The sequence below is a fragment of the Burkholderia sp. AW33-5 genome, assembly GCF_053427615.1.
Map to the genome: position 1 here is coordinate 73,848 of NZ_JBSAXA010000022.1, position 23,011 is coordinate 96,858.

Here is a 23,011-nt window from a genome sequence, read left to right on the forward strand (position 1 = left end):
GTGCGGCCGACATGAAATGCGGCAACGCGGTCACCGGGAGGGTTTCATGACGCAGTCTCAGCAGGTCAAGGTCATCGGTTTGCCGAACAGCAAGGAGGCCTACGCAATTCGCGACTTCCTGAAGCGCGGCGTGGTCGAGTACGCGTGGTGCGAACTGACGTCCGACACCGACTGCATGCGCGAGCTGGGCATCGCGCCGCTGCGCGACATCCGGCTGCCGGCCGTCGTCTTTCCGGACGGCACGTGCCTCTACCAGCCGACGCTGCCGGAGATCGCCGCCAAGCTCGGCTGGGTCGCCCGGCCGCGCTTCGTCGAGTACGACGTGTCGATCTACGGCGCCGGCCCGGCGGGCTTGTCGGCCGCTGTCTATGCGGCATCGGAAGGGCTGCGGGCCGTCGTGATCGAGCGCGATGCGGTCGGCGGACAGGCGGGGACCAGTTCGCTGATCGAGAACTACATGGGCTTCCCGGACGGCATACCGGGCGCCGAACTGACCGAGCGTGCGCGCCAGCAGGCGGTCAAGTTCGGCGTCGAGCTGCTGATGATGCGCGAGGGCGTGCATGCGACGTTCGTCGACGGCAAGATTCGCGTCGACCTGGCCGACGGCTCGATCCTGACCGCGCGCGCGAATATCTGTGCGACCGGCATCGAATACCGCAGCCTCGGTTTGCCGGACGAACAGCGGTTTCTCAACGCAGGCCTGTTCTACGGCGCGGGATCGAGCGAAGCGTCGATGTGCGAGGGCAAGCACGTGTTCATCGTCGGCGGCGGAAATTCGGCCGGCCAGGCCGTGATGAACTTCGCACGGCACGCACGCGAAGTCACGATGATCGTCCGCGGTGCGTCGCTCGCGGCGACGCTGTCGCGCTATCTGATCGACCGGATCGAGCGCATGCCGAACGTGACCGTCCGCTACGGCACGACCGTCGACGCGCTGCAGGGCGACGATCGGCTCGAGGCGATCGTGCTGCGCACGGAAGACGGCGCGCGTGAAGTGCTGCCGGCCACGCACCTGTTCGTCTGCATCGGCGGTGCGCCGAACACCGAATGGGCACGGGATACGAACATCATCCGCAACGAGGGCGGCTATCTGGTCACCGGCAGCGATCTTTACGACTGTCCGGCATTCGAGCGCGTGTGGCCGCTCGAGCGCCGGCCGTACTTTCTGGAAACGAGCGTGCCGGGTTCGTTCGCGGCGGGCGACGTCCGGTCGGGTTCGGTCAAGCGGGTGGCGTCGGCGGTCGGCGAGGGGGCGATGGCCGTGACCTTCGTCCATCGATTCCTGAGCGAGGACGCACACCGCCAGCGCTGAACCTGAACAGCGCGGTGCCGGTGCATCTGCCGCCGATATCAGCCAGGCGTCGACACCGGCAGCCGGAACGTCATGACGGTACCGTGCCCGTCGCGTGGCGCGGCCTCGAGCGTGCCGCCATGCGCTTCGATGATCGAGCGGCAGATCGCGAGGCCCATCCCCATACCGTGCGATTTCGTCGTGAAGAACGGGTCGAAGATCTGGTTCGCGATGTCCGCGTCGATGCCGGCGCCGCGATCGGCGATGCAGACGACCGCGTGGCCGTCGCCGACCTGCGATGTGATCTCGAGTTCGCGCGGCGCGATGAGTCCGTCCATCGCGTCGAGTGCATTGGTGACGAGGTTCAGGATCACCTGCTGGATCTGGGTGCGGTCGGCCATCGCGTGCACGCCGTCGCAGTGCAGGTCGACGCGCAGCACCACACGCTTCGCGTCGATTTCCGTCTCGGTGAGACGCAGCATGTCGCGAACCAGGTCGTCGATCGCGACGGGTGCAAGCGCGGGCGGTGCCTGGCGCGCGAGCGATCGCAATGCGCGGACGATGTCGGCCGCACGCACGCCGGACGCACGGATGTCCTCGAGACTCGCGAGCGCCTCGCCGAGATCGGGTTGCGGGCCGCGCAACCAGCGCAGGCACGCGCCGACGCTCGACACGATGCTCGTCAGCGGCTGATTGATCTCGTGCGCGATCGATGCGGCCAGTTCGCCCATCACCGTCATGTGCGCGGTGCGCGCGAGTTCGGTGCGCGCGTGCCGCAGCTCGGCCTCGGTCTTGACCCGGCGAACGTTCTCGTCGATCAGTTCCGCGTAGAGCCGCGCGGATTCGAGCGCGTTGGCGGCCTGCGGCGCGAGCACTTCCAGCATCGCGATGCGCCGCGGCGAAAACACGCCGTTGCTCAGTGCATTCTCGAGATACAGCACGCCGATCAGCGCGCCCTGTTTCAATAGCGGCAGGCAGAACAACGAGCGCGTCGGGTGCGCGCGCAGGCTGTCGACGTGATCGGGAACACCGTCGCGCTGCGCATTCGCGAGCACGATCGGTTTGCGGGTCCGCGCGACGGTGTTCAGGATCGACAGCGGCACATCCTGTTCGGTCGGTTCGCCGCGGGCGATGTCGACGATCACGTCGCTGCCCGCGATGCGTGCCACCGCCTCGATGGTCAGCCGGTCGCGCCGCGCGAGCAGCAGCAGGCCATGGCGTGCGCCGGCGTACACGAGCATGTTGCGCATCAGCGTCTGGATCAGGCGCTCCAGCACGATTTCCTCGGACAGCGAGTGGGCCACGCGCATCGCGAGCGCGAAATCGAGATCCTCGCACGCGGGCGCGGCCGGGCCGCCCGGCGACGGATCCATCACGAGGAACGGATGCTGCGCCTCCATCGCCAGGGTCTTGCCGGTCGCGCCCCAGCGCCGGTAGCACGCATGGGCGAGCCGCAACTGATGGCGGGCGTGGCCGGCGAGCCCGAGCGACGCGGCATGCTCCGCAGCCCGTTCGTGCGCGAGCGCCTGTTCGTGCACGAAACCGCGTTCCGCCGCGAGGCCGGCCGATGTTTCGTACTGCTGCATTGCGATGACTTGCTCGCCGCGCACGCGCGCGAATTCGGCGTCGATCAGCGCAAGCTTGTTGAGAAACGTACCCGGATTTCGCTCGCTCCACGCCGCGAACCTGGCGCGCTGCGGCGCGAAGCGCTCGATCAGGCGATCGGGCGGCGTTGCGCCGTCGTCGGCCGCGATGCCGGCCAGCACGCTGAACAGGTGGAAATCGGCAAGCATGATGTGCGCGGGCGTCGACCACGCACTCGATGCGGCCGCGTCGAGCGATGCGCGTGCCGTCGCCGCATCGCCGAAGATGAACGCCGCCTGGCCGACGAGCACGTCGGTCCAGAACGCCAGGACCGACATCGGGGTCCGGGTCGACGCGCGGGCCCGCCACGTGCCGATCATACGGTCCTGGCCGAACTGCAGCGCGTCGATGAATTCCGATTGGGTGGAGACGAGGTCGACGATGTCGTCGTAGTGCGTGCCGCGCGCGATTTCCAGTAGCGGGTCGATTTCGTCGCGGATCGTGGGCAGCGCTTCACCCATCGACAGCAGATCGCTGACGATGTGGTTGCAGCTGTAGCACATCCAGCGCAGCTCGGCGCTCGCATTGCCCGCCGCTTTCGCATCGCGTGCGCGTTCGAGTGCATAGGACAGCGGCTGCGTCCAGACGCTCACCTGGTCGAGCGCGATCAGCGTGGCGGAGCGATAGCGCTCGAAGCCGTGGCGATCGACCAGCGCGAGCGCGACCTTGGCGAATTCGAAGCCGTCCTCATACGCGTCGTGATGCTCGGCGATGCTGACGCCATACCACGCGAGCCCCTGCACCGACGCGGCGGTGACACCGTGGCGCAGCGTCAGCCGCACCATCGTCGCGAAATGCAGCAGCATCAGCCCGCCGCTCGGATAGAACATCGCGGCTTCGAGCGCGGTCAGCAGCGCCATCGCGGCTTCGACGCGCGTGTCGGTCATCACGGGCAGGTCGATCAGATCGGCGATGGCGCGGCCGTCGAGCGCCGTGTGCACGGCCTCGCAGGCCGCCGCGAGATCGGCCTCGGCCGGCTCGGCGGGCAGCTCGACGCCGAGCAGCGCCAGCCCGGCCAGCGCGACGTCGATGGCTTGCCGGTAGTGCGACTCGACCGTGAGCTGCGCGGCCTTCAGCCGATGCGCCTCGGCCCGATCGGCGGGCGTGCGCGTCCGCGCCATCAGCATGTCGATCGCGTCGGACGCCTGCGCGGTTTCGCCGATCGCGAGCAGCAGGCCGCTACGCAGTATGCCGATCCGGCTTGCGAGACCGTAGTGTCGCGACCACGCATGCGGGCCGAGCAACGATTGCGCCAGCGCCAGAAACGACAACGCGCGATCGCGCGCGGCGGCCGTGGCGGCGGCCGCCGCGGCGTCGGTCAGCGCGCCCGCGAACGCGAGCGCGAGCGTGTCGTCGAGCGGCACGTCTTTCGCCAGTTCGATCTGGGCAGCGAGCGCCAGCAAGGATTCGGGCGACGGCGCGTTCGCGCGTGCCAGCATCGCGGCGGCGATCCGGGCGTGGCGCAGCGCGCGCACCGGGCTCCCCGTGAGCGCGTAGACCGCCTCGAGGATGCGGTCGTGCGTGAAGCGCCAGCGGTCGCCGGAGAGCGACACGAGGCCCATCTGGCGCGCCGGGTCCAGCCAGAAGCGGAGTTCGGCCAGCGTTTTGCCGGCGGCGGCGCGCAACAACGCTTCGTCGGTGTCGATGCCGATACAGGCCATCAGCGCCAGCAGCGTTCTCGATTCATGCGGCAAGCGCTGCATCCGGATCGCGAGCAGGCTCACGACATTCTCGGTCTGGTGGTGCGCGTCGATTTCGCCTGCGTTCCATTGCCACGTTTGCCGCACCGGATCGTAGCCGAGCAGTTGCTCGTCGATCAGCGTGCGCAGCAGCTGCTGGATGTGGAAGGGATTGCCGCCCGTCCTGCGATGCACGATGTCGCCGAGCCCGGCCAAACGGTCCGGCGCTTCCCCGAGCATGCCGGCCAGCATGCGCGTGACGTCGGGCGCGCCGAGCGGCGCGAGCGTCAACGACGACAGGCGGCCGCGATCGATCTGCTGGAGGAAGCGACGGAACGCCGGCGGGTAGTCGTGCTGCGGCCCGCTCCGGTAACCGGCGACGATGCAGAAATGCGCCGGCGGATCGAGCACGATGGAAGCGAGAAACGCGAGCGTCGCGTCATCGGCCCACTGGATGTCGTCCAGCGTCATGACGAGCGGTTCGGCCGGCGCCGCGAACGCGCGGAATGCATTCACGACGATCTGGCAGAGATGAAATGCCGGAATCGCATCGGTGTGGTCGAACGCGACGGGCTCGACATCAAGGAGCCACGCGGTTTCCGGAAAGATCGCGGAAAGGACGCTGGCCTGACGGCCCACGCGATCGCGCAGCCGCGCGGCGATCACCGCGATTTCGTCGTCGCGCCTGGCCAGCGCGCTGCCGAACAGCGCGCGCAATGCCTGCAGCACGGGCGCATACGGCCGCGCGGGCTGGAACTGATCGATCTTGGCCGACGTGCACCAGGCCGTGCCGGATGCCGCGCGCGCATGGCGGATGAAGTGTTCGGCGAGCGCGGTCTTGCCGACGCCGGCCGGCCCGTCGATCAGGACGACGGCCGTCTCGCCGGTGCGCATGACGGCGTCCAGACTCCCCTCGAGCAGGTGAATTTCAGCGTCGCGGCCGACCGGCAGGTCGGGCGCGTGCAAACCGGCGAACGGATCGCGACCGCCGAGCGCGAAGGGCTCGACGCGGCCCGCTGCCCGCCAGTCGTGCAGGATCCGCTCGAGATCGTGCTGCACCGTTTCACAGGACGGGTAGCGATCGGCGGGCTCCTTGGCGATCAGCTTCAGGATCAGATCGTTCAGGATGGTGGGCACGTCGCCGCGAAACGCCGCGGGCGGCGACGGCTGTATCGCGACGTGCGCGTGGACCCAATCGGACGTCGATGCGGCCTTGTACGGCATCGCGCCGGTCAGCAGGCGGAACAGCGTGATGCCGAACGCGTACAGGTCGGCGCGCTCGTCGACGGATGCGCCTTCCGAGACTTCCGGCGCCGCGTATGCGGCGAAATCCGTGCGCATCGTGCCCGCCGCCGCTTTTTTCGTGCCGCGCTCCCGGGCATGGGCGAACGCGCGGAGCATGACCGTGCCGTCCGGTGCGATGACGAAACTGGCCGGCTGGAGATCGCCGTGCAGCCAGCCGTGCCGATGCAGTTCGCCGAGCGCGCGTGCGGCGCCGATCGCGGTTTCGAGGAAGACGTCGAGCGGCAGCCGCCCGTGCGTCAGCGTGTCGAACGCACGCACGTCCAGGCGCGGATAGACGAGCACCGGGCCGTCGGCCGCGCGGATCAGCGCCGTCGGCGTGAGCGCACGCGCCGGGTCCAGGAGCCCGGCCAATGCGTATTCCTGCTCGAACTGCCGGCAGCGCTGATCGGATACCCAGCCGGTCTGGCATGCCGACCACACATCCCCCGTTGCGGCGTCGGTCAGGTCGAACGTCAGGACGTCGCCCGAGCGCACCACGTTCGACAGGCGGGCGCGCGCGAGCCAGTCGGCATCCATTCGATTCGAGGCGTCCGGGTCACGCAAGGGCTGATTCACGGTTGGGGCAGGCTGGGTGGAGCAGGTCGGAAACGGCTCGCGATGCGGGATCGGCCGGGCTCGGTCGCGCACGTCCGGGCGGCGACCCGTGCATTGTCCGACAGCCCGGCGGATTTTGCAGGCCCCCTGCGCCCCGCCGACCGGCCCATGCCGGACTAAACCTATGGATAATGTTCGCGGCGCCGGTTGCGACCTACGATACGGTCAAGCCTTCCGGCCTGCCTTGGCACGGCCGGACGGGCAACCCAGGAGCGCGTCGTCTCGCGAGGCGGCGCAAGGTGCCACGCAGCATAAGCGAGTGCGGATCATGTACACGTTCGGGCAGGTGACGGTTTCCCTTGAATGCCGCGAGGTCTGCGTCGACGGGCAGCCCCGGTATATCGGCGCCCGGGCATTCGAGATCCTCGAGCTGCTGGTGAAGGCGGCCGGCCGGCTGGTGTCGAAGGACGAGATCATGCAGGCCGTGTGGCCGCACACGATCGTGGTCGAGAACAACATCCAGGTCCACATCTCGACGCTGCGCAAGCTGTTCGGCGGCAAGCACGGGTGGATCCGGACCGAATCGGGGCGCGGCTACCGGCTCGCGCCGCCGGCCGACCGGACGCATGACGATCGTCGGCCGATCGCGTTCGAATCGGCGGGTGCTGCCCGCACGAGCGCCGCGCCGCGCAAATGTCCGATGATTGGTCGTGAGACGGAAGCGGCCGAGCTGCACGAGCTGCTCGAGCGCGAGGCGCTCGTCACGCTGGTCGGCCCCGGCGGCGTCGGCAAGACGCATCTGGCGCTGGAGGTCGCGACGGCCTGGTCGGCGGCGCGCGGGATCGAGATGGCCCGGGTCGATCTGGCCGGCCTGCAGGCCGGCGCGACGCCGGCATCCGCGGTGCTGGGCGCGCTCGACCTGCCGGGCGACGCCACCGCAGGGCCCGCCGATGTCGTGCGGGCGATCGGCGAGCAGCGCGTCGTGTTGGTATTCGACAATGCCGAGCCGTACGTCGACGATCTGGCGGATCTGAGCGAGGCGATCGCGGACGCGAATCCTGGCGCGATACTCGTCGTGACGAGCCGGGAGCCGTTGCGCGTCGCGGGCGAGCGGGTCTATCGCGTCGGTCCGCTGTCGGTGCCGCCGGCCGGCGCGAACGCCGGCGATATCGTCGCGAGCGGCGCGGTCCGGATGTTCCTGGCGCGCGCGCGTGCGATGGGGACGGACCTTCCGTCCGATGCGAAGACCCTCGACGCGATCGCGACCATCTGCCGCCGCCTGAGCGGCCTGCCGCTCGCGCTCGAGCTCGGGGCGGCCCGTGTCGCGTCGCTCGGCATCCAGGGTCTGGCGGCGGATCTCGACAAGTCCGTGCTGTCGCTGTCCGGCGGCCTGCGCACGGCCCACCCGCGGCAGCAGACCCTCAGGGCCACCATCGAGTGGAGTTATCGGTTGCTCGACGACATGGAGCGCACGGTGCTGTGCCGTCTCGCGGTGTTTCCGGATGCGTTCCGGCTCGACGCGGCCTGCGCGCTCGCCGCCTGCGACGAACTGGGTTCGGAGGAGGTGCTCGACGCGCTCGTCGGCCTGGCATCGAAATCGCTTCTGGTCGTCCATTCCGTCGGGCTGTCGAAGCGTTACTCGCTGCTCGAGGTCGTGCGTGCGTATGCGCTCGAGAAACTGGCGGAGTCGGGCGAGGCCGGGCGCCTCCATGCGCGGTGCGCGTCGTTCGCGGCCGACACGATCGCGGACACGCCGCACCCCGCGCCGGCCGACGCGTCGGCGCAACCCATGCTGCTTGCCGGGGCGTGGGCGTGACCTCCGGGGCGCACGGCGATGTTCTCGATAGACACAATTTTCCGGTTCTTATTTCATGGCCCTTGTTTGCATCATCGATGACGATGCGTCGGTCCGAAAGAGTCTTGCCAGCCTGCTGAAATCGGCGGGCCATACCGCATTGCCGTTCGCGTCGGGCGAGGAATTCCTCGCGGCCGGCCCGCTGGACGACGCGGCGTGCGTGCTGCTCGACCTGAAGATGAAAGGGATGGGCGGTCTCGACGTCCAGCGCCTGCTGGCACAGCGCAACGCGGCGCTTCCGGTCATCCTGATGTCGGCGCACGGCGACGACGAGTCGGTCCGCCGGGCGCTCGCGCAAGGCGCGGTCGCGTTCCTGCGCAAGCCGTTTCCGTCTGACGACATGCTCAACCTGATCGATCAGGTCGCATCCGGCGCACCGCCCGCGTGAGCGGCCCGCCGGCCGTCACGTCGCGCGTTCACGCGTAACCGTCCGGATTTTTCTCGGTTTATCATTCGATAATGAAGCGGATGACTACACAGGGAATGCGATGGCGAGCACGCCGGATATGACTTCGAACCGCAACCAGGGCGCGGGCGATCCCGCGCCCATCGTCTATGTGGTCGACGACGACGACACGTTGCGGCGCGCACTGAGCGCGCTGTTGCGCTCGGCGGGATTTCGCGTCGAGACGTTCGCGACGTCGCGCGCGTTCCTCGCCTTCGAGCGGCCCGACGTGCCGAGCTGCCTGATCCTCGACGTGCGCCTTGCCGACGAGAGCGGGCTCGCCGTTCAGGAGGAAGCGGTGCGCGCGGGCCTGAACGTGCCGATCCTGTTCATGACGGGTTACGGCGACGTACCGACCACCGTGAAGGCCATGAAGGGCGGCGCGCTCGATTTCCTGACGAAGCCGTTCGACGACGAGACGATGCTCGATGCCGTCGGCCGCGCGCTGGCCCGCGACGGCGAACGCCTCGCGCGCGAGCGCGCGCTGGATGCGGTGCGGCAGGCCTATGCGTCGTTGACGCCGCGCGAACGCGAAGTCATGAGCCAGGTGATCGCGGGCCGGATGAACAAGCAGATCGCGTCGAATCTCGGGCTGCAGGAAATCACGGTGAAGGTGCATCGTGCGCAGGTGATGAAGAAGATGCAGGTCCGCACGCTGCCGGATCTCGTGCGCCAGGCCGAGGCGCTCGGCGTGCGTCCGGCCGGCGCGGGCGACTGAGGGGCGCGCCGGGGCGTTCGATGCGACGGCATCGGCGTGCGCCAGCGACGGCGGAACGCACGTTCAGGCATTTTCAGAACGGCCCGGCGCGATGCGCGTCGCCCGCCGGCGCCGACGCCGGCGGTGTCCACCCGCCGCCCAGCGCGCGCACGAGACCGACCGTCGCGATGGCCAGCGCCTGGCGGCTGTGAATCAGCTGGCGCTGCGCGCTCAATGCGTCGCGGTCCGCGTCGATGACTTCCAGATAGCTGACGTAGCCGTGCGCGTAACGGCTCAGCGACAACCGCGCCGCCGCCTCGGTGGCGCGCGCCGCGCCGTCGTAGCGCACGATCCGCTCCTTCTGCGCGGCGATGTCGTTGAGCGCATCCTGAACCTCGCGCAGCGCACCGAGCGCGGTCGCGCGATAGTTCGCGTCGGCGACATCGGCGCCCGCCGTCGCGGCGGCCACCGCGGCGTCGCGCTTGCCGCCGTCGAACAGCGTTTCGGCGACGCTCGCGCCGAGTCCCCACAGCGAACTGTTGCGATCGAGAAACGTGCCGAGATCGCGGCTGGCGAAACCGCCCTGCGCGGTCAGCGTCAAGGTCGGCAGCCACGCGGTGCGGGCGACGCCGATATCGAGCGATGCCGCGTCGACACGGCGCGCGGCCGCGTAGACGTCCGGCCGTTGCGCGAGCAGGGTCGACGGCAGGCCGGGCGGCACGTCCGGTACGCGAACGGCCGATGCGGTCGGCGCGACGGCGAATGCGGTCGGCGACGCGCCGGTCAGCACGGCGAGCGCATCGACGAGGTTTTCGCGTAGCCGCCTGCTGTCCGCGAGATCCGCGCGTGCCGTATCGAGATCGGCCGATGCGCGCAGCGCGTCGAGATCGCTCGCCGCGCCGGCCCGCACGCGCGCGGCGATCACGTCGAGCGCGGTGCGCCGCAGCTCGATCGCGCGCGCGAGCGTCGCGAGATCCTGTTCGACGAAATGGAGCGTCAGGTAGTCGGCCGCGACGTCGGTCGCGACGCGCAGGCGCACCGCCGCGCGATCGGCATCCGCCTGCAGCACGTTCTGCCGGCCGATCTCGGCATCGCCGCGCAGACGCCCCCACAGATCGACTTCGTAGCTCGCGTTGAATGGCACCGACCAGTTGTGCATCGTGCGTTTCGGCAAGGCGTTGTCGACCGTGCCCGACACGCGCGCGCGGCTGAACGACGGCGCGACGCCGACGGTGGGCGCCAGCGCGGCTTCGCGTACGCCGAGCAGCGCCTGCGCCTGATCGACGCGCGCCGCGGCGGCGCGGATGTCGGGATTGCCGGCGAGCGCCGCATCGACGAGCGCGACGAGCGGCGGTGCGTCGAACCACGCGGGCCATTCGGCGAGCGGCGTTGCGGGTTCGTGTGCCGCATCGGCGTGGCGAAACCGGTCGGATCCGACCGGCACGGGCGCGAGCGGCCGAGGCGCGATCGTGCACGCGCTCAGCAGGCCGGCGGCGAACAAGGCGGCGAGGCGGATCATGGCCGCGTGCGCTCGCGCTGCAGCGTGACGACGACCGACAGGCCGGGCCGGATGCGCGGCTCGCTCGATGCCTGGCCGTCGAGCAGGATCTTGACGGGCACCCGCTGCGTGACCTTCGTGAAGTTGCCGGTCGCATTGTCGGGCGGCAACAGGGCAAACTGCCCGCCGGTCGCCGGCGACAGGCTGTCGACGTGTCCGCTGAAGGTCCGGTCCGGCAGCGCGTCGAAGCGCAACTGCACGACGTCGCCGGTGCGCACGTGCCGCAGCTGGGTTTCGCGGAAATTTGCGACCACCCACGGGTGCGGCTCGACGAGCGTCAGCAGCGCCTGGCCGGGCGCGACGTGTTCGCCGGTCTCGACGGTCTTCTTGCCGACGTAGCCGTCCGACGGCGCGACGACCGTCGTGTATTGCAACTGAAGCTCCGCGTCGCGCAGCTCGGCGTCGTTCTGGCCCGACACGGCGGCGGCGGCCTGCCACGCGGCCTGCGCGCCGCGCTGCTGCGCGTCGGCCGCGTCGACGCGCGCGCGGGCGGACGTGCGCGCCGCGTTGGCGGCATCGAATTCCTGCTGCGACAACCCGCGCGGCGTTTCGCGGGTCAGCTCGCGTGCGCGTGCGTAATCGAGTTCGGCCTTCTCGGCGTCCGCATGCGCCGACACGCGCGTCGCGTCGGCTTGTTCGACCAGCGCCTTCGCGCGGCTCGCGTCGGCGTATGCCTGCGCGACGCGCGCCCGCTGCAGCGCGACGCGCACGTCGAAGTCGCGCGGGTCGAGGCGGACGAGCGGCTCGCCCGCGTGCACGAAGCGGTTGTCGTCCACCAGCACGCGCTCGACCGTGCCCGCCACGCGCGGCGAGATCACGTGCAGGTGCCCTGTCACGTAGGCGTCGTCGGTGCCGCGCTCATGCGCATCGAATTCGTAGACGAGCAGCGCGACGAGCAGCAGCGCGCAACCGGCGATCAGGACGATCGGCCACTTGCGCGAGCGCGCGGCGGGCGGGGACGATGCGTCCGGCGGGTTCGGGGTCACGGTCGGGATACTCCATCGAACAGACGATTTTTTTCGCATCGCGCTATGCTTGCGCGAGCCTCATGTGTGGAAACCACTCGACGATGAACACCACGTTCGCCCCCGGCGGCGCGACACCGGGGCCGGCCGCCGCGCCGGCCACCGACATACCGACGTTTCGTTCGATCGCCGCGATCGCGTCCGTGCTGCTCGGCGCGATCATCGCGACGCTGACGTCGCGCATCACGTCGCTCGGGCTCGCCGACGTGCGTGGCGCGCTCGGCGTCGGGTTCGACGAAGGCGCGTGGATCAACACGGCGTTCACCGCATCGCAGATGTTCGTCGGCCCGCTCGCGATCGCAGCGGCCTTCGTGTTCGGCACGCGCCGCGTGCTGCTGGCGGGCGCGTCGGTGTTTCTCGTCGTCGAAAGCGTGCTGCCGCTGTGCACGAACTTCGGCACGTTCATCGTGTTCCAGAGCCTCGCCGGCTTCGCGTCCGGCGTGTTCGTGCCGCTGACCGTCGGCTTCGTCGTCCGCACGCTGCCGCCGCGGCTCATTCCGTTCGGCATCGCCGCGTATGCGATGAACCTCGAGATGTCGCTGAACCTGTCCGCGACGCTCGAAGGTTGGTACAGCGAACATTTGAGCTGGCGCTGGCTGTTCTGGCAAAACGCGCTGCTGACGCTTCCGTTCATCGTCTGCCTGCTGCTGTCGCTGTCGAACGAGCCGATCAAGCGTTTCGCGTCCGGTATGGACGCGCGCGGCATGCTGCTCGGCGCCGGCGGATTCACGTGCCTGTGCATCGCGCTCGATCAGGGCGAACGGCTGTTCTGGTTCCAGTCGCCGTTGATCGTCGCGCTGCTGTGCATCGGCATCCTGATGGTTGCCGCATTCCTGATTCACGAGCTCACGTCCCGGCGCGCCGGGATCGATCTCGGCTACCTCGCGCGGCCCAACATCGCATGGCTGATCGTGCTCGTCGGCCTCGTGCGCTTCACCGTGCTCAATACGAGCTTCATCCCGTCGGTGTTTCTCGCGAGCACCTACGGGCTGCGTCCGCTGCAGATCGGCGATACGCTGCGCTGGATCGCGATTCCGCAACTGCTGTTCGCGCCATGCGTCGCGTGGCTGCTGCAGCGTGTCGATCCGCGCCGGATGATCGTGGCCGGCTTCCTGATGGTGGCGGTTGCGTTCGCGCTCGGCGCGCGTCTCACGTCCGCCTGGGCCGAACCCGATTTCATCCCGTCGCAGTTGCTCCAGGCGCTCGGGCAGACGATGGCGCTCACGTCCGTCATCTACTTCTTCGGCAAGCACGTGACGGCCGAGCACGCGCTGACGTTCGGCGCCGTCGTGCAGACGACGCGCCTGCTGAGCGGGCAGCTCGGCACGACGTCGATCGCGGTGATCCAGCGCATCATGGAAGCTACCCATTCGAATCTCGTCGGTCTGCATGTCACGCTGTCGGATCCGCAAACGCTCGACCGCCTGCGGGCCGGCGCGGCGTCGCTCGTGTCGCACGGCGCCACCTTCGCGGCAGGCGACCAGGCGGCCTATGCGCTGCTCGACCGGGCGGTCCGGGTCCAGGCGACCACGCTCGCGCTGGCCGACAATTTCCGGGTCGCGATGGCGGTCGCGGTTGCAGGGGTGATGATCGGCATGCTGCTCAGGCCGGCGCGCGCGCCGTAAGCACCCGCCATCGCGCAGCGACGATCTTGGCGATCGCGCTCGCCGCAACGAGATGGTGCCGGCCTGAAAAATCCTGAATCTTGCTGAAGCGCGCCGGCGCAATGGCCGGGCGCGCCGTGCCGCGACGCTTACGCCTTCAGGAACGCGAGCAGTTCGGCATTGATCAGGTCGGCATTGACGACGCACATCCCGTGCGATCCGCCGGGAATCACCTTCAGTTGCGCGTGCTTCACGATCTTCGCGGACAACCGCGCCGAATCGTCGATCGGCACGATCTGGTCGTCTTCGCCGTGCAGGATCAGCGTCGGGACGTCGATCTTCTTCAGGTCCTCGGTGTAGTCGACCTCGGAGAATTCCTTGACGCACAGATACTGGCCGTGCACGCCGCCCATCATGCCCTGCGCCCAGAATGCGTCGATCGTGCCTTGCGACGCCTTGGCGTTCGGGCGGTTGTAGCCGAAGAACGGCACGGCGAGATCCTTGTAGAACTGCGAACGGTTCTCGGCGACGTTCTTGCGGATGCCGTCGAATACCTCCATCGGCAGGCCGCCCGGATTGGAGGCCGATTTCACCATCTGCGGCGGCACCGCGCCGATCAGCACGGCCTTCGACACGCGCTTCGTGCCGTGGCGCCCGATGTAGTGCGCGACTTCGCCGCCGCCGGTGGAGTGGCCGACGAGCGTGGCTTCGCGCAGGTCCAGCGCATTCATCAGCGCCGCCAGATCGTCCGCATACGTGTCCATGTCGTTGCCTTGCGACGGCTGGCTCGAGCGGCCGTGACCGCGCCGGTCGTGCGCGATCACGCGGAAGCCGTGCTGCACGAGGAACAGCATCTGCGCGTCCCACGCATCGGCGCACAGCGGCCAGCCGTGCGAGAAGACGACCGGGCGGCCGCTGCCCCAGTCCTTGAAGTAAATCTGCGTACCGTCTTTCGTGGTGATCGTGTTCATCGCATGGGCTCCTTGATGGGCGGAAGCGGCGTGTTTGGGCGCGGCGGCGGCAGCGGCGGCCGGCAGCGTGGCGGCGGCAACGGCAGTCGCGCCGGCCAGCAACATGTCTCGGCGACGCGCCGAGGGAACGGCGTCGATATCTGCGGGACGCATGGGAACTCCTTGAACGTGCGGTGGAACGGTGCCGCGCTGGTTGGTTGGGTCGGATCTGCCCGCCTGCGGCGATCGCGCCGGCAGCCGGCATGCGTTCGCGTTCGCGCCCGCGGGCGCGCAACGTAGCGAACGAATGCGGACAGGAGCCTATCGCGCGGCCCTGCGTCCTGTACTGAAATCGCGCTGAATTGTCGTGAACGCGGCCGCGGCGCGTGTCGCGCGACGCACGAATGCACCGGTCAGAAAAATTAAGCCCGGCATCAAGACTCTTTAGCGGCGGCCCGCTATCGTCAAGGTCAGGTCATCGTGTCGCGGATCGTGCCAGTTCGCGGCGGCGGATGACGACCGCGATGTGCCCGGGTGTGATGCGTCCGGCCCGTCGCCATTTGCCTGGATACGTTGCCATGAACGCCTTCAATCGCTGGGAACACGTGATGACACTGCTCGACCCGTCGCCCGCAGTGAGTCGCAGTGCGTTGTCGCAGCTTCGCGACGCGGACGCCGCGCGCCGCCGCCATCGCGACGAGGCGCCGCCCGCGTCGAGCGGCGATGCGCGTCGCCGGTGCGCGATCGTCGCGGTCGAGCGGCAGACCGATTCGTCGGTGTTGATATCGTGGAGCGATCCGACGCGCTGTCGCTACGACGAGCAGCGCTGGATCAGCGCCAAGTCGCGCAGCGCCGGGCGCTGCGCACTGACCGGCACGACGATTCGCACCGGCGACGCGATCTACAAACCGCAATGGCGCGGCGCCAAGCGTCCCGCGAACTATCGGGAGGCGATCCTCGCGTGCGAGCTGGACCGGTTCATCGTCAGGCAGCCCCGTTCATGACCGCGGCGGGCACGGCCGGCCGCGCTCAGTCCGCCCATTTCGACCCGAGCACCAGGCCGCAGAAATTCGTCCGACGATAGTCCGGGTCGCAACGCTCGAGCGCGTCGGCGCATACGTTGCCGAATGCGGTCTCGGGGCGATGCGCGGTGCCCGCGGCGAGTGCTTCGAGGAACAGTTCCTTGAAGCACGGGCCGCGCGGCCAGGCGTTCACGATCTCGTTGCGTTCGGCGCAGCTCACCTCGTCGAAATGACGCGCGAAGAGATCCGTCTCGATGCCGGTGCCGAGCAATGCGGTCAGCGGCGTCATGTGAGGATGAAGGCCGAAGGACGTGTGCAGCGCGATCGCGCGCCATACCTCGGCCGCGTCTTCGGCGGCAACGCCGTATCCGTCGAGGAAGCCGCGCGCGACGTTCGCGCCGTCGATTTCGTAGCGCCGGTGCGAGTCGCGGTGGCCTTCGGCCAGTCCGATGTCGTGGAATAGCGCGGCGACGTACAGGAGCTCGGCATCGAAGGCGATGCCGCGACGCGTGCCGATGACCGATGCAAAGGCGAACACGCGCATCGCATGCCGGAACAGGAGTTCAGGCTCGCCGGCCCGCGCGATCGCGGCGGCTTCGCGCGCGATCGCGCTGTCGGGAATCAGGATGCCGGCGATACGGTGGCCCATGGTCGCCTCCTCGCGGCGTGACGGTGGTTGTCCGGTGCCCATCGTCTCGCGCCGCGCCGCCGATTGTCTTGAGCGCGGCCTGAATCATTCTGAAAGGAAAAATCGCCCGACCGGCGGGATGGGAATCGGTTTCACCAAAATGCCGCGAGTCATCTTTTCCGGAACATTAACGCAATTCATTCGATTCGCCACGGCAAACGACGGGTTGCCAAAGCGAAGCTGGAATAACCGGGTTTTGCTGCCGGAAAAGAATTCATCGGTAAATCACTATTTCGCGTATTGGCGGTGCCGCCGGACGCCGTGATACGCGATCCTGCGCGGGTGCGAGAACAAAGGCCGTCCCGTCGGCGGCGTTCGCGAATTTCATCGATTCAAAAAATTTGTTCATTGTGTTCTGATAATTTGAATCATTGTTCGAAGCGAATGCCGTAGCATTGGCACGGTAGCGGTGTCATTTCCGACAGGGCATCGACGAATGGAAACGATTAAGAATTCACATGATCCGGATTGGAACGCTTCACGTCTTTCTCGACAGACGTGAAATTCGCTCGAACGGCAAACTGCTGAGAATCGGCAGTCGCGCATTCGAAATTCTCGAACTCCTGATTCGGGCGAACGGCGCATTGGTGTCGAAGGACGAGATCATGCAGCGCGTGTGGCCGCACACGGTCGTGGAGGAAAACAATCTGCAGGTGCATGTCGCCGCGTTGCGCAAGGCGCTGGGCGGCGACCGGAACCTGATCGTCACGGTGCCGGGGCGCGGCTACCGGCTGGTGGGCGGGCAAGCCGAGCGCGCGGCGCCCGTGCGTCCCGTGACGTCGCGGCTGGCGCAGGCGCCGACGGAACTCATCGGCCGGGAACAGACGGTCGCCGAGGTCCTGGCCGCGCTCGACACCGCACGCGTCGTGACGCTGGTCGGCGCCGGCGGCATCGGCAAGACGCGGGTTGCGCTGGAAGCGGCCATGCGCGCCGAGGCGAGCTTTCCGGACGGCGCCGCGTTCGTGTCGCTCGCCACGGTGGCGTGCCCGCAGTTCGTGCCCGACGCGCTGGCCGGCGCATTCGAGCTCGCGCAGCCGGCGGGATCGCTGACGCTCGAGGCGGTGCTCGCCAGCGTCGCGCATCGGCGGATGTTGCTGGTGCTCGACAATTGCGAACATCTGCTCGACGCCGCGGCGCGGATCGCGACCGCGCTGACCGAGGCGGATGCCGGCATTCGCGTGCTCGCGACGAGCCGCGAGGCGCTGCGCATCCAGGGCGAGCGACTGTGTCCGGTTTTGCCGCTCGAGGTGCCCGACGAGGGCGCGGACGAACGCGCGATCGTGGGCGCGAGCGCCGTGCAGTTGTTTTCGGCGCGCGCCCGCGCCGCCGACCCGCGCTTTCCGCTCGACGAACGCAGCCTGACGCTGATGGCGTCGGTCTGCCGGCGTCTCGACGGCCTGCCGCTCGCGATCGAACTGGCCGCGGCCCGCGCGGCCGTGCTCGGCATCGACGTGCTCGCCGCGCATCTCGACGACCATTTCCGGATGCTGACCGGCGGTTTTCGCACGGCGTTGCCGCGTCATCAGACGCTGCAGGCGATGTATGACTGGAGCTACCGCCTGCTTGGCGACGCGGAGCGTCTGCTGTTGCGCTGGCTCGGCGTGTTCCGGGACGGCTTCTCGATCGACGCGGTGCGGGAGATCGTCGGCGCGAAGGGACTGGCCGGCGCGGACCTGCTCGACACGATCGCCGGCCTCGTGTCGAAATCGCTGCTGAGCCTGGAGGGCGCGCACGGCACGCCGCGCTACCGGCTGCTGACGACGACGCGCGCCTATGCGCTGCAGCAGCTCGAGAACAACGGCGAATGCGCGGCCGCGGCGCTTGCGCATGCGAACTACTTCCACACGCTGTTCAGGCTCGCGCCCGGCGACGATGGCGGGCAGCTCGCCGAATCGCGGCTCGACGTGATCCGGCGCGAGCTCGGCAATCTGCGCGCGGCGCTCGACTGGGCGTTTTCGCCGAACGGCGACGTGCAGGTCGGCATCGCGCTGGCGGCGGTCGCGGTTCCGTGCCTGTTCGACCTGTCGCTCGTGGACGAATGTCGCGAACGGGCGCGCACGGCGCTCGACGCGATGCGCGATCTCGACGACACACCGGAGCACGCCGACGCGCGCGTGCGGCTGCTGGCCGCGTATGCGGCCGCGCTCGCCCATACGTCGCGGCCGACGCAGATCGCGCACGACGCTTGGTCGGCCGTGCATGCGCTCGGGTTCGAGGCGGGCGAGGCCGAGGTGTCGCCGCGCGACGCGTAGCGCCCGTGTGCCGATGGCACATTCAGAACATTTCAGACCGAATACAGGACCTGGCCGGCCGGCGCGTCTACATTGCATGCGCGGGGACTGTCCGCTCATCGCTGTCGCGACGCCACTGACTGCCGGCGCAGGGTCCCCGCCCGTCGCGAAGCGCGCCCTCAGCCCATTCCAGCATGCCGAACCTGTCCGACACGGTCGCCTACGGCGCGCCGATCGTTCTTGCCGACCTGATTGCCTGGCGGCTGCTTGGGGCCGGCCGTTCGACGACGAAGGCGATCTGGCGCTGCGCGTCGTTCGCCGCGTTGACTTATGCGCTGTTCTCGACCGGCGTGAGCCCGCTCGCGGTGCCGTCGTCGCCCGACCGCCTCGACCGCCTTGCGATCCAGGCGATCGCCGTCGCGTGGTGGCTGCAGTGCGCGCTGGTGTTCAGTCTGATGCTCGATCATCTGCTGTTGCCGCGTGCGTGGCGCAACCAGCGGCTGTTTCACGACATCGCGGCGGGTGCCGTGTTCGGTGCCGCGGCCGTCGCGGCGTTGGGCTACGTCCTCGGGTTGCCGCTGAGCGGGGTGGTCGCGACGTCGGGCGCCGTGGCGGTCATCCTCGGCCTCGCGCTCCAGAACACGCTGAACGACGTGTTCTCGGGCCTGGTCCTGAACACCACGCAGCCGTTTCGCCTCGGCGACACCGTGTCGATCGGCGAGCTCGAAGGTCGCATCGTCGAAAGCAACTGGCGCGCGACCAAGATGATCAGCGGCCTCGGCAATCTGGTCGTCGTGCCGAACAGCGCGGCGGCCAAGGCGACGATCGTCAACCTGAGCGAGCCCGCGAGCGTGCACGGCGTGACGCTGACGATCGAGATCGATCCCGGCGTGCGGCCCGCCGTGGTCGTCGATGCGCTCGATCGCGCCGCCGCCAGTTCGCTCGACGTGCTGACGCGCCCCGCGCCGGTTTCGGTCGTCAAGGCGTTCCGGACCAACTCGATCGAATACGAGCTCGTCTGTTACGTCGACACGTTGCAGAAGAAGATCGAGGTCCGCAACCGCCTCTACGATCTGACCCATCGGCATCTGGCCGCCGCGGACGTCGCGTTGCGCCCGCTTGCCGGGACCATCGCGGAGCATCGCGCGGTTTCGCTCGGGCAGCGCCTGTTGCGCGCGGTCGAGCTCTTCCGGCAGCTCGACGACGCGGATCTGGCGGTGCTGGCCGACGCGCTGACGTCACGCGTGTTCCACAAGGGCGAGGTGATCTACGCGTCGAATGCCGATGCGCGGCTGCTGACCATCGTCGGCAGCGGCGTCGCGTCGGTGTTCGTGCCGGGCGCGGCCGGCGACATCGAAGTCAGGCGCATGGCGCCCGGCGACGCGATCGGCCAGTCCGTCGTGCTCGCCGGCACGCGGCTTCATGCGAGCGTCTACGCGGTGACCGCCGTGACGGCCTATCAATTGAGCAGCCGCGACCTGTCGCCGCTGATCGCCAGGAAGCCCGAACTGGGAAGGCTGATGTGCGAATCGCTGACCGAGCACATCGCGACCGAGGAGCGGATGCTGATCCCGCCGGCCGCGAAGGCTCACGCGTCGTTCAATCTGATCGAGTGGCTCGAGAAGGAGATGAAGCGCCTGCACGATGCGTTCGGTTGACGCGGTTTCATGGCGTGCGGCCGGCTAATCAGGCAAGCGCGGTGAACCGGTCGACGAGGTCGGGGCGATCGAGTTGCTCGACCCACCAGTGCAGCGCGCGTCCGGCTTCATCGCCGCGCCACGCGATATAGCAATGGGTCGTGTCGCGCATGCCGGTTACCTGGCGCGCGACGAGTCTGCCTTGGGCGATCGCGCGTGCCGCGATGCAGTCCGGGAGCGTGCCCACCGCGAGTCCCTCGCATTGCGCGGCCAGTTTCGCGGCGAGCGTCGGCACCGCGAGATACGGTTGCCCGGCATCGACGGCGACCGAACGCGGCTGCAGTTCGCGGGAGGTATCGGAGATCACCGCGCCGCGATGCTCGACGACCGACGCCATCGACAGCGGCTCCGGCAGCGCCGCGAGCGGATGGTCGGGGGCGATCGCGAACACGTGCCTGAGCGTGCCGATCGGCCGCGTCACGATGTCGGGCAGCTCCGGCGGTTCGCCCGACGCGCCGACGACCAGATCGGCGCGGCGCGAAATCAGCGCATCCCAGGTGCCGCCGAGCACTTCGGTGGAGAGTCGCAGCCGCGTGTCCATCTCGAGATCGTAGAACGCATGCACGTACGGCCACATCGCGTCGAAGGGCAGGATCTCGTCGACGCAGATGCGGACCTCGGTTTCCCAGCCTTGCTGCGCGCGCTGCGCCTTGCGTTCGAGCTGCTCGGCGGCATGCAGGAGCCGACGGCCTTCCTCGACGACGACGCGGCCCGCGTGCGTGAGCCGCGCCCGGCGCCCGCTGCGGTCGAACAAGGCGACGTCGAGGTCGCTTTCGAGCTTTTGTACGAGGTAAGTCAGCGCGGACGGTACGCGGTGCAGCAGTTCCGCGGCTTCGGCGAACGTACCGGTGCGGTCGATCGCGTCCAGTGCTTCGAGCGCTTCGAAGGACAGCTTCATGGCGAATTCCACGGGGGAAGGGCATCGGGCTGTCATGTTAGCGTCAAGCGGCACCGAATCCAATACGGATCGGGCGAGGCATCGCCCGACGTGCCGGGAACGCGCAAGCGTGCGCGCCGACACGCGTTGTCGCATCCGGTCAGCGCATGCCGGTCAGGTCGGCGTCGATTCGCGGCGCTTCGCGGCAGCGTCGGACGCGTGGGCGCCGGGCAGCGCGCCGAACATGTGCTGGCTGCACTTCGCGTCGCTCCACGCGGTTCCGAGGCGGATTCCGCCGACCATCCGCCGCGCGACGGGAAGAATCTGTTCGCCGACCAGAATGCCGAGCAGGCCAATCAGGGCGACGGTCGGCGGCGCCGGCGATTGCACGCCGATCAGCGCGTAGACGATGCCGGCGAGCATGCCGGCGAAAAGCGAAGCAGTGTACGGTTTCATGGAATTGGAATGGAGTGACGACCGGGTGAAAAATCTGGATAACTACCGATCTGGCGTCGATCCGAAAGTCTCGGTTCAGCCTAGCAGGTCTGTGCGTTCGTCACGTGTCGATTCAACCAGATTCAGATCTCTTAAGCCTGAATTTCGAGGATCGCGATGATCAGAACGATTAATTGGCGCGATCGCGAATTTGCGTATTGAATGATGCGGGCCGGCTGTCGAACCTCCCGACACAGCGCATCGGACGCCTCGCGGATTCGTCGGCGAGGCGAGCCTCATTTTTCTCCGCGTCAAAGGACATCACCGCCATGAGCAACCCGAAGCTTGAAGTACTCACTCCGCACAACAGCCAGCTGATCTTCATCGACCAGCAGCCGCAGATGGCGTTCGGCGTTCAGTCGATCGATCGCCAGACGCTGAAGAACAACGTCGTCGGTCTCGCGAAGGCCGCGAAGGTATTCAACATCCCGACCACGATCACGACCGTCGAAAGCGACAGCTTCTCGGGTCACACCTATCCCGAACTGCTCGACGTGTTCCCGAACCAGAAGACGCTCGAACGCACGTCGATGAACTCGTGGGACGACCAGAAGGTGCGCGACGCGCTGGCCGCGAACGGCCGCAAGAAGGTGGTCGTGTCGGGCCTGTGGACGGAAGTCTGCAACACGACGTTCGCGCTCTGCGCGATGCTCGAAGGCGACTACGAGATCTACATGGTCGCCGACGCATCGGGCGGCACGACGCAGGCCGCGCACGACTTCGCGATGCAGCGGATGGTGCAGGCGGGCGTCGTGCCGGTCACCTGGCAGCAAGTGCTGCTCGAATGGCAGCGCGACTGGGCGCACCGCGAGACGTACGACGCCGTGATGGCGATCGCGAAGGAACATTCGGGCGCGTACGGCATGGGCGTCGACTACGCGTACACGATGGTCCACAAGGCGGCACAGCGCACCGCGACGCCGCACGAGTCGATCCCGGCCGTCCCGGCGAAGTAAGCGCGGACAGTCCTCGACTGTCGCTGCCGAAGCGGCGTGTCCGATCCGGACGCGCCGCATCGGCGATACGTCGACGCGGACGGCGAACCGTGATGATTCACGATGCCGTCCGCCCGGCGTTTGCCAGGACATAGGGCCTGCATTTCAACTTGTCCGGGAGATTGATCGTATGGAACCTTATCTGGTTTCCCTTGGTGCGGGCGTGCTGATCGGTGTCATCTACAGCGCAATCAAGGTCCGCTCTCCCGCGCCGCCGCTGATCGCACTGGTCGGGTTGCTCGGCATGGTGATCGGCGTGCAGGCCATTCCCACCCTCAAACAGCTCTTTGGCTTCTGATCGAAGCGAGGTGATGCACATGACCGCAACCGGGACCCAACCGGATCTGATCCTCCATAACGGAAGATTCACGACCCTCGACCGCACGAACCCCGTCGCGACCTCCGTCGCGATCAAGGAT

General features: G+C 68.3%; 18 protein-coding genes. 11 read left to right on the top strand and 7 right to left on the bottom strand.

The genetic code is table 11. The features are described 5' to 3' along the window. Positions 1 to 46 precede the first annotated feature (46 nt). Positions 47 to 1,312: an NAD(P)/FAD-dependent oxidoreductase gene (locus ACV22V_RS26395; RefSeq protein ID WP_448015984.1), complete on the top strand. Its 1,266-nt coding sequence runs from the start codon at positions 47 to 49 to the stop codon at positions 1,310 to 1,312. Between the two features lie 38 nt (positions 1,313 to 1,350). Here the strand turns inward: ACV22V_RS26395 and ACV22V_RS26400 are convergent, their stop codons facing one another. Continuing rightward, a complete protein-coding gene (locus ACV22V_RS26400; protein ID WP_448015985.1) occupies positions 1,351 to 6,435 on the bottom strand; it encodes a trifunctional serine/threonine-protein kinase/ATP-binding protein/sensor histidine kinase in 5,085 nt (1,694 codons plus the stop codon). 346 nt (positions 6,436 to 6,781) lie between these two features. Here ACV22V_RS26400 and ACV22V_RS26405 point away from each other — a divergent pair, with 346 nt between their 5' ends. The 3 genes from ACV22V_RS26405 to ACV22V_RS26415 all read left to right on the top strand — a co-directional run bounded on the left by ACV22V_RS26405 (position 6,782) and on the right by ACV22V_RS26415 (position 9,471). Next, a complete protein-coding gene (locus tag ACV22V_RS26405; RefSeq protein WP_448015986.1) occupies positions 6,782 to 8,269 on the top strand; it encodes a winged helix-turn-helix domain-containing protein in 1,488 nt (495 codons plus the stop codon). Between the two features lie 55 nt (positions 8,270 to 8,324). Then, positions 8,325 to 8,696 (top strand): response regulator transcription factor, encoded by a 372-nt coding sequence (locus ACV22V_RS26410; protein ID WP_059534390.1) that lies wholly within the window; start codon positions 8,325 to 8,327, stop codon positions 8,694 to 8,696. Between the two features lie 118 nt (positions 8,697 to 8,814). Continuing rightward, a complete protein-coding gene (locus ACV22V_RS26415) occupies positions 8,815 to 9,471 on the top strand; it encodes a response regulator transcription factor (RefSeq protein ID WP_448015987.1) in 657 nt (218 codons plus the stop codon). 73 nt (positions 9,472 to 9,544) lie between these two features. On the opposite strand, the gene ACV22V_RS26420 is transcribed toward ACV22V_RS26415, so the two are convergent. After that, the gene (locus tag ACV22V_RS26420; protein ID WP_448015988.1) at positions 9,545 to 10,969 is read right to left on the bottom strand and encodes an efflux transporter outer membrane subunit; all 1,425 of its coding nucleotides are present in this window, start codon (positions 10,967 to 10,969) and stop codon (positions 9,545 to 9,547) included. Beyond that, on the bottom strand, positions 10,966 to 12,033 hold the full coding sequence (locus ACV22V_RS26425) for an HlyD family secretion protein (protein WP_448015989.1): 1,068 nt from the start codon (positions 12,031 to 12,033) through the stop codon (positions 10,966 to 10,968). Before ACV22V_RS26425 ends, ACV22V_RS26420 begins: the two co-directional genes overlap by 4 nt. Positions 12,034 to 12,077: 44 nt before the next feature. Here ACV22V_RS26425 and ACV22V_RS26430 point away from each other — a divergent pair, with 44 nt between their 5' ends. Beyond that, positions 12,078 to 13,658, top strand: a complete 1,581-nt coding sequence (locus ACV22V_RS26430) for an MFS transporter (RefSeq protein WP_059819784.1) — start codon at positions 12,078 to 12,080, stop codon at positions 13,656 to 13,658. Between the two features lie 128 nt (positions 13,659 to 13,786). Here the strand turns inward: ACV22V_RS26430 and ACV22V_RS26435 are convergent, their stop codons facing one another. Further along, positions 13,787 to 14,608, bottom strand: coding sequence for an alpha/beta fold hydrolase (locus ACV22V_RS26435; RefSeq protein ID WP_223961581.1), 822 nt, complete (start codon positions 14,606 to 14,608; stop codon positions 13,787 to 13,789). Between the two features lie 557 nt (positions 14,609 to 15,165). Between ACV22V_RS26435 and ACV22V_RS26440 the strand changes: the two genes are divergently transcribed. Continuing rightward, positions 15,166 to 15,591, top strand: coding sequence for a DUF3331 domain-containing protein (locus tag ACV22V_RS26440; RefSeq protein WP_448015990.1), 426 nt, complete (start codon positions 15,166 to 15,168; stop codon positions 15,589 to 15,591). A gap of 25 nt (positions 15,592 to 15,616) precedes the next feature. Here ACV22V_RS26440 and ACV22V_RS26445 read toward each other — a convergent pair whose 3' ends face one another. Continuing rightward, entirely contained in the window at positions 15,617 to 16,258 is a 642-nt protein-coding gene (locus ACV22V_RS26445; RefSeq protein WP_448015991.1) for an HD domain-containing protein, read from the bottom strand. Between ACV22V_RS26445 and ACV22V_RS26450 the strand changes: the two genes are divergently transcribed. The 3 genes from ACV22V_RS26450 to ACV22V_RS26460 all read left to right on the top strand — a co-directional run bounded on the left by ACV22V_RS26450 (position 16,257) and on the right by ACV22V_RS26460 (position 20,186). Then, positions 16,257 to 16,562, top strand: coding sequence for a hypothetical protein (locus tag ACV22V_RS26450; RefSeq protein ID WP_448015992.1), 306 nt, complete (start codon positions 16,257 to 16,259; stop codon positions 16,560 to 16,562). The genes ACV22V_RS26445 and ACV22V_RS26450 overlap by 2 nt on opposite strands. A gap of 193 nt (positions 16,563 to 16,755) precedes the next feature. Then, the gene (locus ACV22V_RS26455) at positions 16,756 to 18,549 is read left to right on the top strand and encodes an ATP-binding protein (RefSeq protein ID WP_448015993.1); all 1,794 of its coding nucleotides are present in this window, start codon (positions 16,756 to 16,758) and stop codon (positions 18,547 to 18,549) included. Between the two features lie 173 nt (positions 18,550 to 18,722). Then, positions 18,723 to 20,186 (top strand): mechanosensitive ion channel domain-containing protein, encoded by a 1,464-nt coding sequence (locus tag ACV22V_RS26460; protein WP_448015994.1) that lies wholly within the window; start codon positions 18,723 to 18,725, stop codon positions 20,184 to 20,186. Positions 20,187 to 20,214: 28 nt separating this feature from the next. Here the strand turns inward: ACV22V_RS26460 and ACV22V_RS26465 are convergent, their stop codons facing one another. Together ACV22V_RS26465 and ACV22V_RS26470 are read right to left on the bottom strand one after the other, a co-directional pair. Further along, on the bottom strand, positions 20,215 to 21,123 hold the full coding sequence (locus ACV22V_RS26465) for a LysR family transcriptional regulator (protein WP_448015995.1): 909 nt from the start codon (positions 21,121 to 21,123) through the stop codon (positions 20,215 to 20,217). A 153-nt stretch (positions 21,124 to 21,276) separates the two neighbouring features. Next, entirely contained in the window at positions 21,277 to 21,558 is a 282-nt protein-coding gene (locus tag ACV22V_RS26470) for a XapX domain-containing protein (protein ID WP_059534379.1), read from the bottom strand. 308 nt (positions 21,559 to 21,866) lie between these two features. Here ACV22V_RS26470 and ACV22V_RS26475 point away from each other — a divergent pair, with 308 nt between their 5' ends. Together ACV22V_RS26475 and ACV22V_RS26480 are read left to right on the top strand one after the other, a co-directional pair. Beyond that, on the top strand, positions 21,867 to 22,553 hold the full coding sequence (locus tag ACV22V_RS26475; protein WP_059534377.1) for a hydrolase: 687 nt from the start codon (positions 21,867 to 21,869) through the stop codon (positions 22,551 to 22,553). A 169-nt stretch (positions 22,554 to 22,722) separates the two neighbouring features. Then, on the top strand, positions 22,723 to 22,890 hold the full coding sequence (locus ACV22V_RS26480; protein WP_059534375.1) for a DUF1427 family protein: 168 nt from the start codon (positions 22,723 to 22,725) through the stop codon (positions 22,888 to 22,890). Positions 22,891 to 23,011 lie beyond the last annotated feature (121 nt).

Excerpts from the sequence above, each read along its gene's own strand:
- ACV22V_RS26455 (WP_448015993.1), top strand. The coding sequence starts at position 16,756 with ATGATCCGGATTGGAACGCTTCACGTCTTTCTCGACAGACGTGAAATT.
- ACV22V_RS26440 (WP_448015990.1), top strand. The coding sequence starts at position 15,166 with ATGAACGCCTTCAATCGCTGGGAACACGTGATGACACTGCTCGACCCG.
- ACV22V_RS26435 (WP_223961581.1), bottom strand. The coding sequence starts at position 14,608 with ATGAACACGATCACCACGAAAGACGGTACGCAGATTTACTTCAAGGAC.
- ACV22V_RS26430 (WP_059819784.1), top strand. The coding sequence starts at position 12,078 with ATGAACACCACGTTCGCCCCCGGCGGCGCGACACCGGGGCCGGCCGCC.
- ACV22V_RS26425 (WP_448015989.1), bottom strand. The coding sequence starts at position 12,033 with ATGCGAAAAAAATCGTCTGTTCGATGGAGTATCCCGACCGTGACCCCG.
- ACV22V_RS26450 (WP_448015992.1), top strand. The coding sequence starts at position 16,257 with ATGGTCGCCTCCTCGCGGCGTGACGGTGGTTGTCCGGTGCCCATCGTC.
- ACV22V_RS26445 (WP_448015991.1), bottom strand. The coding sequence starts at position 16,258 with ATGGGCCACCGTATCGCCGGCATCCTGATTCCCGACAGCGCGATCGCG.
- ACV22V_RS26405 (WP_448015986.1), top strand. The coding sequence starts at position 6,782 with ATGTACACGTTCGGGCAGGTGACGGTTTCCCTTGAATGCCGCGAGGTC.
- ACV22V_RS26400 (WP_448015985.1), bottom strand. The coding sequence starts at position 6,435 with ATGGATGCCGACTGGCTCGCGCGCGCCCGCCTGTCGAACGTGGTGCGC.
- ACV22V_RS26460 (WP_448015994.1), top strand. The coding sequence starts at position 18,723 with ATGCCGAACCTGTCCGACACGGTCGCCTACGGCGCGCCGATCGTTCTT.
- ACV22V_RS26410 (WP_059534390.1), top strand. The coding sequence starts at position 8,325 with ATGGCCCTTGTTTGCATCATCGATGACGATGCGTCGGTCCGAAAGAGT.
- ACV22V_RS26480 (WP_059534375.1), top strand. The coding sequence starts at position 22,723 with ATGGAACCTTATCTGGTTTCCCTTGGTGCGGGCGTGCTGATCGGTGTC.
- ACV22V_RS26470 (WP_059534379.1), bottom strand. The coding sequence starts at position 21,558 with ATGAAACCGTACACTGCTTCGCTTTTCGCCGGCATGCTCGCCGGCATC.
- ACV22V_RS26465 (WP_448015995.1), bottom strand. The coding sequence starts at position 21,123 with ATGAAGCTGTCCTTCGAAGCGCTCGAAGCACTGGACGCGATCGACCGC.
- ACV22V_RS26475 (WP_059534377.1), top strand. The coding sequence starts at position 21,867 with ATGAGCAACCCGAAGCTTGAAGTACTCACTCCGCACAACAGCCAGCTG.
- ACV22V_RS26415 (WP_448015987.1), top strand. The coding sequence starts at position 8,815 with ATGACTTCGAACCGCAACCAGGGCGCGGGCGATCCCGCGCCCATCGTC.
- ACV22V_RS26395 (WP_448015984.1), top strand. The coding sequence starts at position 47 with ATGACGCAGTCTCAGCAGGTCAAGGTCATCGGTTTGCCGAACAGCAAG.
- ACV22V_RS26420 (WP_448015988.1), bottom strand. The coding sequence starts at position 10,969 with ATGATCCGCCTCGCCGCCTTGTTCGCCGCCGGCCTGCTGAGCGCGTGC.